The organism is Paracoccus broussonetiae (assembly GCF_031854425.1).
Taxonomy (GTDB): Bacteria; Pseudomonadota; Alphaproteobacteria; order Rhodobacterales; family Rhodobacteraceae; genus Paracoccus; species Paracoccus broussonetiae.
The window spans coordinates 1-14,824 of the sequence record NZ_JAVRQI010000029.1; the positions used below are offsets into that span (position 1 = coordinate 1).

General features: G+C 59.2%; 13 protein-coding genes and 3 pseudogenes. 5 read left to right on the top strand and 11 right to left on the bottom strand.

The features are described 5' to 3' along the window. Positions 1-463, top strand: a pseudogene (locus RM190_RS22545) (tyrosine-type recombinase/integrase); the annotation flags it as partial. A gap of 81 nt (positions 464-544) precedes the next feature. On the opposite strand, the gene RM190_RS22550 reads toward RM190_RS22545, so the two are convergent. The 6 genes from RM190_RS22550 to RM190_RS22575 all read right to left on the bottom strand — a co-directional run bounded on the left by RM190_RS22550 (position 545) and on the right by RM190_RS22575 (position 6,563). Next, a complete protein-coding gene (locus RM190_RS22550; protein ID WP_311761732.1) occupies positions 545-1,174 on the bottom strand; it encodes a hypothetical protein in 630 nt (209 codons plus the stop codon). Then, entirely contained in the window at positions 1,158-1,844 is a 687-nt protein-coding gene (locus RM190_RS22555; protein WP_311761733.1) for a DNA-processing protein DprA, read from the bottom strand. The genes RM190_RS22550 and RM190_RS22555 overlap by 17 nt, the downstream gene beginning before the upstream one ends. Before the next feature lie 351 nt (positions 1,845-2,195). After that, the gene (gene parA, locus RM190_RS22560) at positions 2,196-2,864 is read right to left on the bottom strand and encodes a ParA family partition ATPase (RefSeq protein ID WP_311761734.1); all 669 of its coding nucleotides are present in this window, start codon (positions 2,862-2,864) and stop codon (positions 2,196-2,198) included. A gap of 58 nt (positions 2,865-2,922) precedes the next feature. Then, positions 2,923-3,951, bottom strand: a complete 1,029-nt coding sequence (locus tag RM190_RS22565) for a replication initiator protein A (protein WP_311761735.1) — start codon at positions 3,949-3,951, stop codon at positions 2,923-2,925. 333 nt (positions 3,952-4,284) lie between these two features. Further along, complete coding sequence (locus RM190_RS22570) at positions 4,285-6,114, bottom strand: type IV secretory system conjugative DNA transfer family protein (protein ID WP_311761736.1); 1,830 nt, start codon at positions 6,112-6,114, stop codon at positions 4,285-4,287. Further along, complete coding sequence (locus RM190_RS22575; protein ID WP_311761737.1) at positions 6,111-6,563, bottom strand: hypothetical protein; 453 nt, start codon at positions 6,561-6,563, stop codon at positions 6,111-6,113. Before RM190_RS22575 ends, RM190_RS22570 begins: the two co-directional genes overlap by 4 nt. Positions 6,564-7,247: 684 nt before the next feature. Here RM190_RS22575 and mobQ point away from each other — a divergent pair. Further along, complete coding sequence (gene mobQ, locus RM190_RS22580; protein WP_311761738.1) at positions 7,248-8,642, top strand: MobQ family relaxase; 1,395 nt, start codon at positions 7,248-7,250, stop codon at positions 8,640-8,642. Between the two features lie 128 nt (positions 8,643-8,770). Beyond that, positions 8,771-9,349, top strand: a complete 579-nt coding sequence (locus tag RM190_RS22585) for a hypothetical protein (protein WP_311761739.1) — start codon at positions 8,771-8,773, stop codon at positions 9,347-9,349. A 360-nt stretch (positions 9,350-9,709) separates the two neighbouring features. Here RM190_RS22585 and RM190_RS22590 read toward each other — a convergent pair. Continuing rightward, positions 9,710-9,867, bottom strand: a pseudogene (locus RM190_RS22590) (IS110 family transposase); the annotation flags it as partial. Between RM190_RS22590 and RM190_RS22595 the strand changes: the two are divergent. Next, positions 9,862-10,038 (top strand): annotated as a pseudogene (locus RM190_RS22595) (IS256 family transposase); the annotation flags it as partial. The pseudogenes RM190_RS22590 and RM190_RS22595 sit on opposite strands and share 6 nt — an antisense overlap. A 209-nt stretch (positions 10,039-10,247) precedes the next feature. Here RM190_RS22595 and RM190_RS22600 read toward each other — a convergent pair. From RM190_RS22600 to RM190_RS22610, 3 genes are read right to left on the bottom strand one after another with little or no spacing between them, the layout of a single operon-like run. Continuing rightward, complete coding sequence (locus RM190_RS22600) at positions 10,248-10,970, bottom strand: ABC transporter ATP-binding protein (RefSeq protein WP_311761740.1); 723 nt, start codon at positions 10,968-10,970, stop codon at positions 10,248-10,250. After that, complete coding sequence (locus RM190_RS22605; RefSeq protein ID WP_311761741.1) at positions 10,963-11,685, bottom strand: ABC transporter permease; 723 nt, start codon at positions 11,683-11,685, stop codon at positions 10,963-10,965. Before RM190_RS22605 ends, RM190_RS22600 begins: the two co-directional genes overlap by 8 nt. 27 nt (positions 11,686-11,712) lie before the next feature. Continuing rightward, positions 11,713-12,657, bottom strand: a complete 945-nt coding sequence (locus tag RM190_RS22610) for an ABC transporter substrate-binding protein (protein WP_311761742.1) — start codon at positions 12,655-12,657, stop codon at positions 11,713-11,715. 337 nt (positions 12,658-12,994) lie between these two features. Here RM190_RS22610 and RM190_RS22615 point away from each other — a divergent pair, with 337 nt between their 5' ends. Further along, positions 12,995-13,867: a hypothetical protein gene (locus tag RM190_RS22615; protein WP_311761743.1), complete on the top strand. Its 873-nt coding sequence runs from the start codon at positions 12,995-12,997 to the stop codon at positions 13,865-13,867. Between the two features lie 519 nt (positions 13,868-14,386). Here RM190_RS22615 and RM190_RS22620 read toward each other — a convergent pair. Further along, positions 14,387-14,824 carry a very short patch repair endonuclease gene (locus tag RM190_RS22620; RefSeq protein ID WP_311761744.1) on the bottom strand — a complete coding sequence of 146 codons (438 nt, stop codon included), beginning with the start codon at positions 14,822-14,824 and terminating at the stop codon, positions 14,387-14,389.

Below are 14,824 nucleotides of genomic sequence, written 5' to 3' on the forward strand. Positions count from 1 at the left end.
CGTCGCGCTGAACCGGGCCGACATCGACAGCGAAGATTTTGCCGAGACCGGCCTGCTGCGCATCCGGCTGCTGCATACCAAGACCAGCGGCCCGGAGCTGGCGCTGCGCCTGCCGCTGAAGGGTCGTGCGGCGCGCGCGGTGATGCGCTGGATCGCGGTGGCGCGGATCGAGGACGGGCCGCTGTTCAGGCCGGTGAGCCAGGCCGACCGGGTGCTCAGGCGCCGCCTCTCCGCCGATGGCCTGCGCCAGGTGCTGCGTCATCGCCTGGTGCTGGCCGGCTACCCAGCCGAATTCGCCAGCCCGCACGGGCTGCGCGCCGGCTTCCTGACCCAGGCCGCGCTCGACCACACCCCCCTGCCCGCCGCCATGCAGCTCAGCCTGCATCGCTCGGTCCAGCAGGCCCAGGGCTACTATGCCGATGTCGATATCGCCGAGAACCCGGCCACGGATTTGCTGGGGTGAGGCTACGACCCTAGCGTACTATTCCGCCCCCTTATCGGCATCAGACCGTATGATAAAACCCACATTTGTGGATTTATTGACTCATGGGTCACGCTTCGTCTTCCCTGAAGAAAAACCGGTGATGACCCCGATTGCCGGATCAACGATCTTCTCAATATCGGGCACCAGACTCTGGGTGCGGATCATCGCGAAGATGCGAATTTCAGTTTCAGGAAAGACCTCGCGCAACAACTCCGCGCAAGCGTATGTCGTGCGGCCCAATGTAAGCACGTCATCGACGAGCGTGATCTTGTCCGGTATGAAGAAGGGCCGTTCCGCCTCGATACTTTCCATGTGAACCGGCACGATCGGCCTGTCATCCGCTCCTTGCGAGTTCGACGACTTGGGAACCGCCTTCACTCTTTTCAGGTAAGTTTGCACATTCTGGCCAAAGCCGTGCTCGTGCAACACGTCACAGATGACCTTAGCGGGCCAGAGCGCCCCTTCCGGAAGCGGTGCAGAGCGTGGCACCGGCACCAGGGTTACATCCGGCCCCAGAAATGGTCGCAGAATGTCCGCCTTGGGGTTTTGTAGGTGCGGGATCGCCGAGGCGATGATATCGACTCGGCCAGCCTTGATGGCACCACACGTGCCCCGAGATCGTTTTGAAAGGTCCGAGCTGCCGCGTGGGGAGTAATTGGCGAACGTGCCGTACTCATAGCTCGAAGGCACGAACACCTCCGGCAGTGTAATTCGGGATATCGAGCAGAATATCCGGAAGATCTTCACGCCGCAGAACTTGGGCACCGTATTCTAGGAGCTGTTTCGGCCAAGTCAGGTTCGGATTGGTCGCGACGTTTTCTAGCAGGTAGAGATCGCGGCCAAGCCGAATAGCTTCCCATCCCTGGTGACGTGTCCCGCTCCTCTCACTCGCTTCAATGACGATGGTTGCATCACAGATGAGCGCCATCGTCCGGTTGCGGCGCGGGAAGTTCTCGCCTTTGCCAGGATAGCCTTCGGGGAACTGTGAAATCGCCAAGTGGTTGCGTTTGATCTCTTCGAGCAGCCCCGCATTCTTGGCCGGATACGCCTTAGACAATGGCGTGCCCAGCACCGCAATGGTACGCCCGCCCTCATCAATGGCTGTTCTATGCGCTACCGTGTCAATTCCCTCCGCGAGGCCGCTGACCACGACAATGCCCTGCTGCACCAAAGCACGTGTGACAGCCTGCGCCCGTTTGATGCCGTCAGGGGTGGCTTTCCGGGAACCTACAATCGCCACACGCGAGCCTTCTGTCAGAAGTGACGTATCACCAGCCGTGTACAGCACGTCCGGTGCGTTCTTCTCTTCTACCGGGCCGAACGGCCCAAGGGCTTCTCTGGTTCTCAACTCTGCGTGCATACTCATCCTGCGGCGATGTTGCCTATGTCACCGCCCTCCCTTTGCTTGTTACGCCCCAGGTAGCGTTTCCTGCAAGGTGTCGCACAAACCCACATTTGTGCATTTGTTTATTTGCGGGTTATTCCCGCCTCATCTTCCAGTTCTTGTGTGCGCGTCTTGATATAGGCTTGCAGCTCGCCAACCATCTTCCGGTCCGTGGCACTGCACGCCGTTTTGAACCGCGTGTGCAAACTTGCCGGAAGATCCAGGCTTAGGCGTTTGGTCGGTTCATCTGGCACAGACTTGGAGGCGTGCGTCGCCACTTTTCTCGTGTCGTGTCCCGCCCCGCCACGCTCGAACGCGAGGATTTGATCATCCGTTGGCTGCTTCGGCTTTGGAGCCGCTGAAAATGTCTTCTTCGACATACCGCTCAATCTCTTTCGTCAGTTGGTCGATCTCGCGGGCTGCATTGCTATCGCCTGCCCACTCAAAAATCGTTTGCCCCATGGTCATGCCTTCGGCGAAGGCCACTCGCTGCTCGATCTCACTTGCCAAAATCGGCAAACCCGCCTCGGCAGCCATGTTGCGAATATCGCGCCCTATGACAGTTTTCCCGATCTTGCGGGAAACCACAAACCCACATTTGAGGGATGGCTTAAATTCTTGTGCCTCTTTCACCTGCCGCACCGTCAAGTCGGATGCCCAAGTCGAGAGACCGGACGGCTCGATCGGCAGTGCCACGAAATCAGAGGCAACGATACAGGACCGGGCGATCTCTTCCGCATGCGGCGGCCCGTCGATTACCGTATGGGAGTAATCCCGGGCAAGCTTCAGCGCATCGCGCGCCATATTGGCCCGTGCCATGCTAACGACCTGAAAGGGCGCGTCTTCACGCAAGCTCGCCCATGTCGTGGCCGAGCCTTGCTTGTCCGCGTCGATCAGCAATACTCGATGGCCTTGGCGTGCCAAGCAGCCCGCCACATTCACCGATAGGGTAGTTTTGCCAACGCCGCCTTTTTGATTCAGGAACGATATGATCATGGATCGATTAAGCCACATTAGTGGAAAAGCGTAAAGGCACAAATGTGGGTTTGTGCCTTTAGTTTTGATATGCGCCGCGCTTCTTGCAAAAGGCAAGGAAGTGCTTGTCCGCGTCCTTCACATCAATGGCCTTGTCACGTACCCAAGACCTCCACTCGTTCTCCAGCACGTAGATATCCCAACCCGGCGCGAGCTGTCGGGCCTCGTCATGCGTATCGAGTTTTTTGAATCCCAGAGATTGGAAGGGGGGTGCTATCACGACCTCAGCGCCCTTAGGACGAAACACGACATTATCACCCTCAATGCTCATGACATAATCTGGCAGATGATCATGCGCATCGTCATCTTCGATAATTTTGGACAGGAGCCGCCGGAACTCCTTTGTGGTCGAACCCGAGCCGCATTTGTCGCGCAAAAGTTCAAGGCCACACGTCCATTTTGATTGAGCTCCACAGTGCTTGCGGGCTAGCTCATAGAGTCGCCGTTCGAGCGGCTTTCTAAGAAAAAAGTACTGCTTGTTCAGTGTTAAGACGTGGTTGTTCTCAATCGCATCAAACACCCAATCTGACAGGGTAATCTCGACATCGAGCATCCGACCGTCACGCGTCTCGCGAACAATCTCCGCGGACTCGATAAGGCCAAATACCTTGAAATACTCCTTGCCTCCTTGGCGGATGTTTGTCTCGATCTGCGTTCCTTGCAGCCGCCGTAGCGCGTCTTTCAAGAGCTGATACCCTTGACCAGAGGTCTGGCGGTTCGTCGCTACAAGCAGGTCATGCGCCTTGAATCTCATCGAGCGACTGACCTTTCGCCCTTCGTTGAGTGCAGCCATGCATTGGCTGATGCAATAGATCAGCACATCACGATCATGCACTGTAGCCAAACCATAACGCGATGGGGAAACTTCAATCGAATTGTCGCCGTTCTGATAACACCGCGGTTTCATGTCCGGCTTCGTCGACAGGGAGAACACCGGGTGCTCCATTGAGGCCATATCCCCTTTGGGCACAGCGTCCACAATATCACAAACGAAGAGATCTTTTTGTGGATGACGGTCAGGCAGAAGGGGGGAGCGCGAATTCGTCATTTCACACACCTTCCATCAGCCCCAGATTCGTCATTTCACACACCATAGCATACTATCGTCATTGCACACACCCGACGTCAAGACTCGTCATTTCACACACCCTAGGCGGCCTGTGGATAACTTCAATCTCTATCGTCATTTCACACACCTAGATTCGTCATTTCACACACCTAGATTCGTCATTTCACACACCGGCATGTAGAAAAAAAGTAGTTTTTACATTGAGTTATGAGAGGGTTTCTGGTGCGTAACTCTAATATAACTCTATTTAACCCTCAGTAGGATGCCCACAAACCCACATTTGCGGGCATCTCGACCATGTCTGGTCTGGGTTCATGGCTGCGGCTCATAGAGATCCCTGAACTCAGGATCGGCGTAGTAGCGCAGCTTGCGGGCGAGGGTGATCGGCTGGCCCTGGATGCGCAGAAGCTGGGCTTCGGGCGGCAGCTGCATGATCTCGTCCGGGGTCAGCAGATCGCGGCCGGTGGCGCTGGTGGTGGTGCTGTCGAACTCGCCCGGCTTCTGGTTCAAGCTGCGGGTGGCGGTGGTTTCCCTGCCGATGCCCTGGCTCAGCCATTGAGCGGTTTCGAGATCGTTGACGCCAAAGACCTGCTGCACGCCGGCATTGGCGATGAAGGTGCCGGCCCGGGCGCCGTAGAGGGCTTTCAGCTGGCTCAGGTCCTGCAGGATCGGCCAGAGCTGGATGCCGTAGCCCGCCATCAGCCCCATGGCGCGCTCGACCGCCTCGAGCCGCCCCAGCGCCGCGAACTCGTCGAGCAGGAACAGGGCAGGGGCCTGCCTGGCCCAGGAAGCCGTCCGGGGCTCCGTGGGCGGCACAGGGCCCCTGCGCGGCTCCCTGCGCCTCTCCGGGGCGCTGAGAGGCTGTGAGGGACCTCCCAGCGGCTCTGCGGCCTCTCCGGGCCCTTCCGGTCCGGTGAGAGCCCCTGAGAGCGCTGCAGCGGTTGCCTGAGGGCGTTCCGCGCCATCGGGACGCTCGGCGTCCCTTGCGATGTCCTGCAGCGCCTCGGCGACCAGCAGGCGCAGCCAGCGGCTATAGGCATCGAGCCGGTTCGGCGGCAGCACCAGGAAGACCGATGTCACTTCGTGGCGCAGACCGGCGAAGCGCAGGTCGGAGCGGCTCATCGCGGCGGTGATGCGCGGGCTGTCAAGGAAATGGGTGTGACGCTGCGCGTTCGAGAGCACCGAGGCCGCCTCGCGATCGGCTTTGCCGAGAAAGCGGTTGGCGGCGCGGGCGATGAGGCCGTGGGCCGCATCGCTCTGCTGCATGAGTTCCAGCAGCTCGCGGAAACGTTCCGGCGGCAGGGTCAGGTAATCCCGCACCGCGGCAAGACTGCGGCGTGCCGGCTCCTCGTGGCGGGCGGCGAACATGATCAGCCCGCCGAGCAGCGCTTTGGCCTCCTCGTTCCAATGCGCCTCGGAGGTCTGTCCGGGCGGATCCATCACCAGCGCCTCGGCCAGGCCCGCGGCATCCTCGCCGAGATCGGGGCTGTCGGATACCAGCCGGTCGAGCGGGTTATAGGCGGCGCCGGGCAGGCCGGTGACGCCGAAGGGGTCGAGGACATGCACGGCGCCGAACTTTTGCCGTGCCCTTGCGGTGATCCTGGCATTCTCGCCCTTGGGGTCGATGACCAATACCGAGCGGTTGGCGGTCAAGAGGTTCGGGATGACGGTGCCGACGCCCTTGCCGGCCCGGGTCGGGGCCAGCGTGATCAGATGCGCCGGGCCGTCATAGCGGAGGAGCCGGTTGGTGTCGGCATCCCTCCCGATCAGCAGCCCCTCGCCGCGCTGGAGCGCGGCGCGCTCGCGCCTGGAGCTGAACCGGGCCGAGCCATGGCTGTCGCGGCCGATCCCGGTGAAGAGCGGGCCGAGGCCGCAATATTGCGCGCAGGCGATTAGCGCCAGGGCGCAGGCCGGCAGCAGGACCAGCGCCAGGCCGATCCAGCCCAGGACTGTCACCGGCCATTCATCGCGCAGCCCGGCGCCGCCCTCGACCAGGTCACGTAGCAGGAAGAAGAGGAGGAACCCGATGCCGCTGCCCGCGCCGAGGGCGAAGAGCAGCAGCACGATCCCTACCGGCACGGCAATGGCCAGCACCCCGAGCGTGACCAGGAGCCGGAACAGCCGGCCGATCAGCGCGATCACCGCGGCTCTCCGTCGCTCCTCCAAGCCGGGCCTGCGGCCGCGAACGCCGCCGGCGCAACCATGGCCTCGCGATCACCGGCATACGGCGCCGCAGCGCCCGGATCGGCCTCCGTCGCATTGGCAGGCGCGGCACCAGCGTCCTCTCCCGAAAACGCCCCGATCTCGATGCCCTCCGCATCCCCGGCCGGCGTCCTCGCGGCGGCCTTCACCTCCCAGCCGTCGAAGGTCCTGCGATCCTGTTCGCGCGGCAAGTTGCGAACCAGACGATCAAGCATGGCACTCGCATTGCTGTCGCGGGCGGCGAGGTCGATCAGGGCGCCGCCGAGGATGACCTTGCGCCTGGTATCAAGCTTGCGTTCCTTCGCGACTTCCCGGTTCTTCAGCGCCTGCAATCGTGCCCTGGCCTGGGCATAGCGCTTCTCGGCCCGTTCGAGCTCGGTCTCTGCCATCGAAAAACTCCTTCGGTCTCAGAAATACCTGTGATGAAATCTGACTTGAAACGACAACCACCGAGGGCTAACCCGTGGTCCAGTGAAGGACAAGGGCGCACTTATGCAAACTCTCCAGCTCCGCTTCCGAGATTTGCGTGCGATCTCCCCGGGGCAGAGCCCCGGCCGATGGCGAGCCCCGTCGATGCGCGTTGCCGCATCGATATGGGAGGCGCTTTCCGCCCTCCCAAACCCTCTAGGACCAACCTTGGCGGTTGGATCGCCCGCCGTTCCGCGGCCCGGCGCCAGGGGCATTGCTCCTCGCTGGCGCTGGAGCAGACTGCCTGGCGTCGGGGCGGAACGGGTGCCGCGTTGCGCACGGGTCTCGATGGGCCCGGCACTGCCGCGGGCGCGCAGGTTGCGCGCCGCCGCGGCTCCTGCGATCCCAACGGCGGAGATGCGCGGTGCGGGTCTCGCGGCGGATACAACTTGCGCGAGTAACCGCTGCTGCCTAACCTCACCCATGGCGCGGCGGGGCATACCAGCTCTCTCGGTTCTCACACCCCCCGCGCTGCGGGTGGTACATGCTCCAGCCGGATGCCCTCCAGGCCCGGTTCAGGTTCCCTGCCCATCTCCGGACCCGGAGGGCATGCCGGCGGCGCGCGTCGCTTGGCCGGGCTCTCTGTCCCTCCCGAGGGAGGCGGCATGGCCAGCTACCACCTCTCGGTAAAGACCATCAAGCGCAGCGCCGGGCGCTCAGCCACCGCCGCAGCGGCCTATCGCAGCGGTTCCGTCATCGCCTGCGACCGCGAGGGCCGGCTGCATGATTATTCCGCGAAGCGCGGCATCGAGGCCAGCTTCATCCTCGCCCCGGAGGACGCGCCGGAGTGGGTGCGGGACCGGGCCGCGCTGTGGAATGCCGCCGAGGCGCGCGAGACGCGCAAGAACTCGGTCACCGCCCGGGAATGGGAGCTGGCGCTGCCGGCCGAGCTCGGCGCCGAGGATCGCGCGGCGCTGGTGCGGGAGTTTGCCAGCGAGCTGGTCGCGCGCTACGGCATTGCCGTCGACGTGGCGCTGCACGCCCCCCATCGCGAGGGCGACCAGCGCAATCACCATGCCCATGTGCTGACCACGACGCGGACGATCGGCGAGAAGGGCTTCGGCGACAAGACTCGCGTCCTCGATGCCGCAAAAACCGGCGGCATCGAGATCGAGGCGATGCGCGGGCTCTGGGCCGGGCTGCAGAACCGGGCGCTGGAACGGGCCGGAGAGGTCGCGCGGGTCGATCACCGCTCGCTCGAGCTGCAGCGCCAAGCCGCGCAGGTGCGCGGCGATGCGCTGGCGGCGGAAGAGCTCGACCGGGCGCCGGAGGTCAAGCTCGGGCCGGCGGTCAACGCAATGGAGCGGCGGGCGAGGCGGGAGGCAGAGCGGGACGGGGTGCTCTACGCGCCGGTGACCGAGCGAGGCAGGGCGGTGCATGCCGCCCGCCAGGCGCGCGCGGCATGGCAGCAGATGCGCGAGCGGGTCGGGCAGGTCAGGGCGGCCTACGAGCTGGCCCGGGACAGCGGCCAAAGCCGGGTCTCGGCCGGGCTCGTAGCGCTCAGGGCCGCCGCGGCAAGGGAGCCAGGCGCCGCAACCGAGGCGGCGATCGCCGGGAAGCTTGCCGGTATCCTCGGGCGAGGATCAGGACCGGCCGAGAGGGAGAGGACGTTGCCTGAGCAGCAGGTCGCAGCGCCACGGCCACGGAACCCGCAGTTGCTGCGTGCGCTGGCGCAGATCGCCGATGGGGTCGCGCGCGGCGAGCGGATCGGGTTCGGCCGCGAGGAGCAGGCACGCGCCTTCCTCCACGACCTGAAGCAGGCCTATGGCGCCGGGATCTTCGCCCAGGCCGCTGTCGGGGATGACCGGGCGCTGGCCGCGGACTTTCCCGATGCGGGAATGCGGCGGCAGTTGGCCCGGGGCATCGCAGGGCTGGGAAGAAGCTATGGCGCGATTGCCAGGGACGGGCAGGAGATCGGGCTCGGCGGGCGGCGTGCCGGGGATGATCGATCGGTAGGGACCCGGATCAGCCGCGGGCAGGACGAAGAGTGGGAGCTGTAGGAGGCGGGTAAAAAGAGTCTCGCCGAACATAGTCGTCACCGAAATCGCAGAGCGCTTCCCCAAGCGCCTCCCTAATGATCTCTTTTGTGTAGATTAGACTGAGCTCCAATCGCCATGCGGAGACGAAGATGAGCCATCTGTTCACCAGCCCGTTCGCGACCGCCGACGATGCTCGGCGGTTGCTTCCCCTCTATGCATCCACGTCCCGCGGTGATTTCGCCAATGATGTGCTTGCGTGCGCAGCTGGGGGGCGACTCGCGGCAGGGCAGGGCTCGATGGACGATGCGATACGCCTGGTACGCTGGAAGGAGCCGTACCGTACCTATGGCCGCTTTCTGATCGGTAACGAATGGGCGGATGTCGCGGCAGTAATCCAAGATGCGGTTGCCAGGTTGGACCAAGGCGACGATCTTGGAGCGATCCGCACGCTCTGCCGCCTGCGCATGGTTGGCGTTCCGACCGCGACAGCCTTTGCCTGCTGGTTACGGGGCGGCGAGTTCCCGTTGATCGACGTGATGGCGTTGCGAGCACTGGGCTATGACGGGGAGATTAATGGCCGCATCCTACGCGCCTACATTGCCTTCTGCCGCGAGGATGCCACCCGCTTGGGCCTGTCCCTGCGCGATCTTGATCGAGCGCTGTGGGTGCACCGCGGCAAAGCTGATGGTAGCTATTCGGTCCCGCGTTTGCGTTGCGGCAGATCTTAATTTGTAAGCGCGACGGTCTGGCCCTATGCGGCGAAGCTTGACGGCTGCGCGAAGCTTCAGGGCATGATTATCCTCGATGCTGGCTTTCGGGTGGCCGTCGATGCTGGCGCGCAGGGTGGTGGCAAGGTAAGGCCAATCAAACCGGGCTTGCACGCACGCCATCGGCGCGGGTTCTTGCACGTCTGATGACCTCGGCGCGGCAGGAACTGGCCAAGTCCGAAGCGATACTGGTGGCCGTGCCCGCGCTCGAGGCGCTGTCCGGTCTGATGGTTTGCCCAATCCCGCCTTCTCGATCTTCGTCCATAACCTTCCAGTCGACCCTTCACACCCTCCGACGCTCCCCGGCCGGTCCGCCTGTCATCAGGCGGTGGCCGAAGCCCGATACACCCCATCGCCGAGCATCAACGCGCAAGCGACACGGGCGATTTTGTTGGCCAGCGCCACGGCAACCAGCATCTTTGGCTTCGTCGCCAGCATCCGCGCTTCCACGATCCCGCGGGTGCGCCGTGCCGAACCGCGTGATCCGGAAGTCGATCAAGACGCGGGTTCCCTTCCCGACCGACGAGGCCGCGACCAAGCTGATCTATCTGGCCATCCGCAACTTCGAGAAGGACGGCCGAAATGTCCGGGAGTGGATTGCGGCCCGCAATCAGTTCGCCATAATGTTCGGCGAGCGCTTCGACGCTTGAGTATCCCAAACCGCATGGGCCGGCCAGGATACAAAAAGTTCAGGATACTCCCACCAAGAGAGGGACTGGGGAAGATAACTCCTCAGTTTAAACAGCTGTTCTCATAAATTACAGTTAAGCCATGTTAAAGAAAGCATAACGTGACCTACTGCAAACGAGTCAGCAACCGAGACGACTTACAGCGAACATCGCGAAGCGGCCGTCGCTCGTCATAGTCCTGGTACCTCATCCCTCCATTCGAGTTCAAGGATCTCTTTGATGGTGCTAGCGCAACTAGGAGTACCACGCGATGATGAGCAATCTATTTCTTTCAGAATCTTGAGCGGTGGGCCTTTGCAGACAAGAACTCTGTCACAAATCTCCGCTGCTTCAACAGTATCGTGGGTTACGAGAATTTTCACCGAATTAACCTCACGCTTTTTGGATATCCGCTTCCAGATTTTTTCCCGACGGATTACGTCGACCCCAGACAGTGGTTCATCCAACAGTAAGACTTTAGGAGCGACACAAGAGACCATAGCAAAAGCCACCATATGGCGCCAGCCACCGGAAAGCTCTTTTGGTAACCTATGAAGATGCGGTTCCAAACGGAAGTCGGAGATGGCGCTTTCTATTGAGACCGCACTGCGCACGCCGCCTATTCTGGCCGCCCAACTAAGGTTTTCACTAACTGTCGCCCAAGGAAGTAGAGGAGGGCGTTGCGGGACCAATGCGCAGCGTCCGGGCTGGCGCCACATAACCTGCTTTTCGAGCACAACCCTTCCTTGGCAAGATTGTAATCCAGCTATCGTCCGCAAAAGAGTGGTTTTTCCAGATCCACTCGGCGCTAAGATGCCATAGAGGATGCCAGGCAAAAACTTGAAAGTAAAATTGCTGAGGGCCGGGACCAAATTTCCTCGAAAGGAAACAGACACGCTCGTCAGCTCAAGCATCGCGATGGCTCAAGGCAGATCTGTGGGCTAAGCTGCAAAGAAGAACCGCTGCAGACGAGATTAGACCGATACCGAACGCACATGCCATCACTAATGCCATGTCCAGTTGGCCTAGCCCATACATCACAACCGTTCCTATCCCATCCTCGGAGGCAACAATTTCACCGAGCATAACTCCCACGAATGACAAAGGGATGCATAGGCGTAGACATTCCCACAGGTCGGCAACGATCCACCTAAGCCTGATAGTTATGGCAACCTTCAGCGGCGAGGCACCAAGTGATTTAGCAAAGTCAACAAGCTCACCAGGAACAGCCAGCCAAGCTGCTTCGAGGCGTTGGTAGGCCGGATACAGGCAAATCAGCACTGCAAGAAAAATTTTGGATTCTGTTCCCACTCCAAGCCAAATGATCAGTAGAGGTGCAATGGCGACCTTTGGAATTGCTTCAAGAAAAGATGTAGTAATAAGGATAGGGTTCCTGAGTAGTGCAGCGGTGTCAGACAACAAAGTCAAGCCTAGCGCGACAGCGACAGCGGTAGGTGCCGCGACAAAAGCTTTCCAAGTTGTCGCTATGAGATGTGGTCCAAGTTCTCCCCATGCGCCGATGATCACGAGGAAGACAGCACTCGCTGACGGTAGCACATATGCAGGAAAATTAAAAATTAAAACCGAAGCTTCCCAGAGGCATAAGGCCAATGCGCAAAATAGCGCCATTCGCAACGTACATGCAAGCACAGTGTGTCAGTCTCCAATCAACTCTTCCATCCCTTCGGTGGGGAGGCCGGCCCATTGCGCCGTTTTCTCCAATCCTTCTCTAGATACAGACAATAGACCCGCCTCACTTTGACTTTTCGAGAGCAGAAGTTCATTGCCTTGGATTAAGGATAATTCCAACGCGGTTGGATCTCCAGATTTCGGAGCTTTACGAATTAAATCTAAAGTCTCTGCGGGATTATCAAGCGAATAAGCATAGCCTTTTCTCGCCGCGTGGAGAAAAGGAGTTATCCATCCGGGCACATTACCATGCTCATTTGTTTTGATTGCCCAACACTCTCCATAGGCGTCGACGCCTTGCTCGTCCCACCTTACTACGCTTAATTCTTGACCATTCTTTCGGGCCGCTTGCAGCATTGTGGGCAACCCACTCCCAAGCCATGCTGAAACAAAATCGACGTCTCCCCTCAACAGTGCAGGTAAGCGCGCGGGGAAATCAAGATTGACGAGATCCACGCTATCAATACTCGACCCTTTATTTTCCAGGATCTTTTCCAGCATGCTCCTTTCAGGGCTAAAACCTGCCGAGTGACCCCATCGCTTACCTATGTAGTCTTCGGGAGCGTGAATAGATTGACTTGGAAGGGCTACGGTCGCTACGGGTGTTCTCTGATCTCGAGCCGCTATAATGCGAACCGCCATGCCTTCCTTGAACTTGGCAATAATTGCGCTGCAAAAAACCTGCGCCAAATCCGCGTCGCCACCTTCCAGTAGTATTAGACCATTCTGGAATGTATCTATTAATGTGACGTGCAGGCCATAATCGGAAAAATAACCGCGTTCCTGTGCTACTACAATGCCAGCATTCTTTCCATACTCCGGCCAAGTTGCGATGCGAATTTCTTCTGCGAGTACGAAAGGTGACATGATATGAATTATCGTAGCGCTAACCGGGATAACGGAACGAATCATCAACGGGAACCTTGTGACTGTTGCTTAAGTCTCTTGGAAATTCAGTATTCCGCCGCGGAAGAGCGGCTGGATACACGTACGTCGGATTCTCTCTCTTTGAACTTCCTTGTACCATATGAGACATTGCTTGCAAAAGAAATTATTGCGATGCTTGGATGATACCAATTGGCATCTGAGATCGAGGCCAACCGATAAAGAACGCTAATGTAGGATGGGAGGATGTCTTCGTTGAGCGCACCATTCTCATTGTGCAAATCTGAAATCTGAGATAGCATTTCGGCATCCACACGTCCTTCTTGGTTGGATTATCTATTAATGACAAACAGGGTTAAGCACCATGAAAGTAATGGTACTAATAACAGCGCCGGAAGATTATATTTCATGGGATCTTAAGAAGAAAATAGATCGGCAGGAGCGGGTGATGGAATGGCACACGCACATTCGAGAATTGGCGGCGGAAGGGCGGGTGCTAAATGTATGGGGAACGCGGTCGTTTACGAGCCGCGTGCGACCTGTGCACGCTGTAGACAAAAGAGTCGTTGTGTACTCTTTTGATACCTTCAGTGATTTCGATCGCATGATGGCAATGGACCCTCTACGTGACGTCAGCCGATACCAGACGATTGCCTTAAAGCCGCTTTCGGAAGATCGTAAAGAGGATATCGGACGAGTAGAAGTTCTAAGGGCAAATCTCATCTCCGGTCGGGCAGAGACGCAGAGTGAGTTGAACCGAGAGCGAGCACGATTCTATTTAGCTCCAAGCTATGTAGGGAAACAGCAATACACGGATCCGCCGTCCCCGACGATTTTATTTGATAATGATCAAAGCGCAGACGAGAAGCTCGAAGTGCTTGTCTTTTCCACTAACCCCAAAGAGTTCGTTGGGCAGTGGGACGACGTCCGAAAAACCGTTCACGCTGAGATGGTTTCGTACTGGCACGATTACATCGCGAAGATGATTAACGATGGCATCGTGACTCATGCATGGGCTGCTCATGACTTTTTAGATCGAGACTATTACACGGAGCATGAAAAGGGCAAGGGCGCGGCGATCTACCGTGTCGATTCTTGGGAGGAGTTTGACGAAGCGTTCGGAGAGGATCCGATACGGGATTACTCCTCCTCATCTACAGTTGTGCTGAAGGACGCGACTGCCCAAATGGAAATAGATCAGATAGCGCTCGACGCCCTCAAGAATCGTCTGAGGTAGATCACCTGACTATGGTCTTGTAAAAGGGCAGAAGTGTGGATTTTCGTTTTGTTTGGCGCGGGTTTGATACGATGCCTCACACCTTTCTGCACCTACATCCACGCTAGATAGTACGCGTCTCGCATGCGCGGTCATTTCCTTTGCGCCCAAAACGGCCTTTTTTCCGCCCTATGATAGGCCTAGCTGAATAAATGGGTTAACCGGGACAGAACTCCTTCCCAGAACCGCCGAGCTATGGTCCAGCGTTTTGACTCCATTCCCGATTCAGTTCTCGGTGTAAGTCAACGAGTCGCCGTGGAAATGAGGGTGATGAGTATCAAAGAGGCGGTGCAGCTAGGTGGGCATGCCTAGCCTCAGGGCGATGCCATCATCATCTCACCGGGCAAAACCTCTGCCTACCCAGAACGGTTCTCCGGTGGATAGCCGTCCTTCCTAAGGATGTGTCGGGCCGCGAGTTGATCGCAGCTCAGTTCGTAACCGCCTGAGTGTCCGATGAAATAAGGGCAAGATCATACTAATCTACGACATCTCATCCTTAATGGATCGAATTTGTGCAGCAATCTCAGCCACTTTCGCAGAAAGCTTGGCAACAGAACCCAGATCGCATTCCCAGGCGATGATCACCCGCCATTGAGCGGCATGCAGTTGATCGAGCACCGCTGCGTCGCGAGCGACGTTGCGACTGAACTTCTCGATCCAGAATTCGGTGTTGGACTTGGGCGTCGTCGCAACCTTGCAGCCTTCGTGCCGGTGCCAAAAGCAGCCATGCACGAAGATGACTGTACGATATTTCGTGAGGACGATGTCGGGCCTTCCCGGCAAGCGGCGTCCGTGAAGCCTAAACCTAAATCCGAGCCGGTGAAGTGCCCGCCGCAGGGCAACCTCCGGCTTCGTATCTGTGGACCGAATGCGCGACATCCGTTTGGATCTCTGGGCGGGGGTGAGGGTATCGACCAT

Excerpts from the sequence above, each read along its gene's own strand:
- RM190_RS22620 (WP_311761744.1), bottom strand. The coding sequence starts at position 14,824 with ATGGTCGATACCCTCACCCCCGCCCAGAGATCCAAACGGATGTCGCGC.
- RM190_RS22565 (WP_311761735.1), bottom strand. The coding sequence starts at position 3,951 with ATGACGAATTCGCGCTCCCCCCTTCTGCCTGACCGTCATCCACAAAAA.
- RM190_RS22605 (WP_311761741.1), bottom strand. The coding sequence starts at position 11,685 with ATGGCGCTATTTTGCGCATTGGCCTTATGCCTCTGGGAAGCTTCGGTT.
- mobQ (WP_311761738.1), top strand. The coding sequence starts at position 7,248 with ATGGCCAGCTACCACCTCTCGGTAAAGACCATCAAGCGCAGCGCCGGG.
- parA (WP_311761734.1), bottom strand. The coding sequence starts at position 2,864 with ATGATCATATCGTTCCTGAATCAAAAAGGCGGCGTTGGCAAAACTACC.
- RM190_RS22575 (WP_311761737.1), bottom strand. The coding sequence starts at position 6,563 with ATGGCAGAGACCGAGCTCGAACGGGCCGAGAAGCGCTATGCCCAGGCC.
- RM190_RS22555 (WP_311761733.1), bottom strand. The coding sequence starts at position 1,844 with ATGCACGCAGAGTTGAGAACCAGAGAAGCCCTTGGGCCGTTCGGCCCG.
- RM190_RS22600 (WP_311761740.1), bottom strand. The coding sequence starts at position 10,970 with ATGCTTGAGCTGACGAGCGTGTCTGTTTCCTTTCGAGGAAATTTGGTC.
- RM190_RS22610 (WP_311761742.1), bottom strand. The coding sequence starts at position 12,657 with ATGATTCGTTCCGTTATCCCGGTTAGCGCTACGATAATTCATATCATG.
- RM190_RS22585 (WP_311761739.1), top strand. The coding sequence starts at position 8,771 with ATGAGCCATCTGTTCACCAGCCCGTTCGCGACCGCCGACGATGCTCGG.
- RM190_RS22615 (WP_311761743.1), top strand. The coding sequence starts at position 12,995 with ATGAAAGTAATGGTACTAATAACAGCGCCGGAAGATTATATTTCATGG.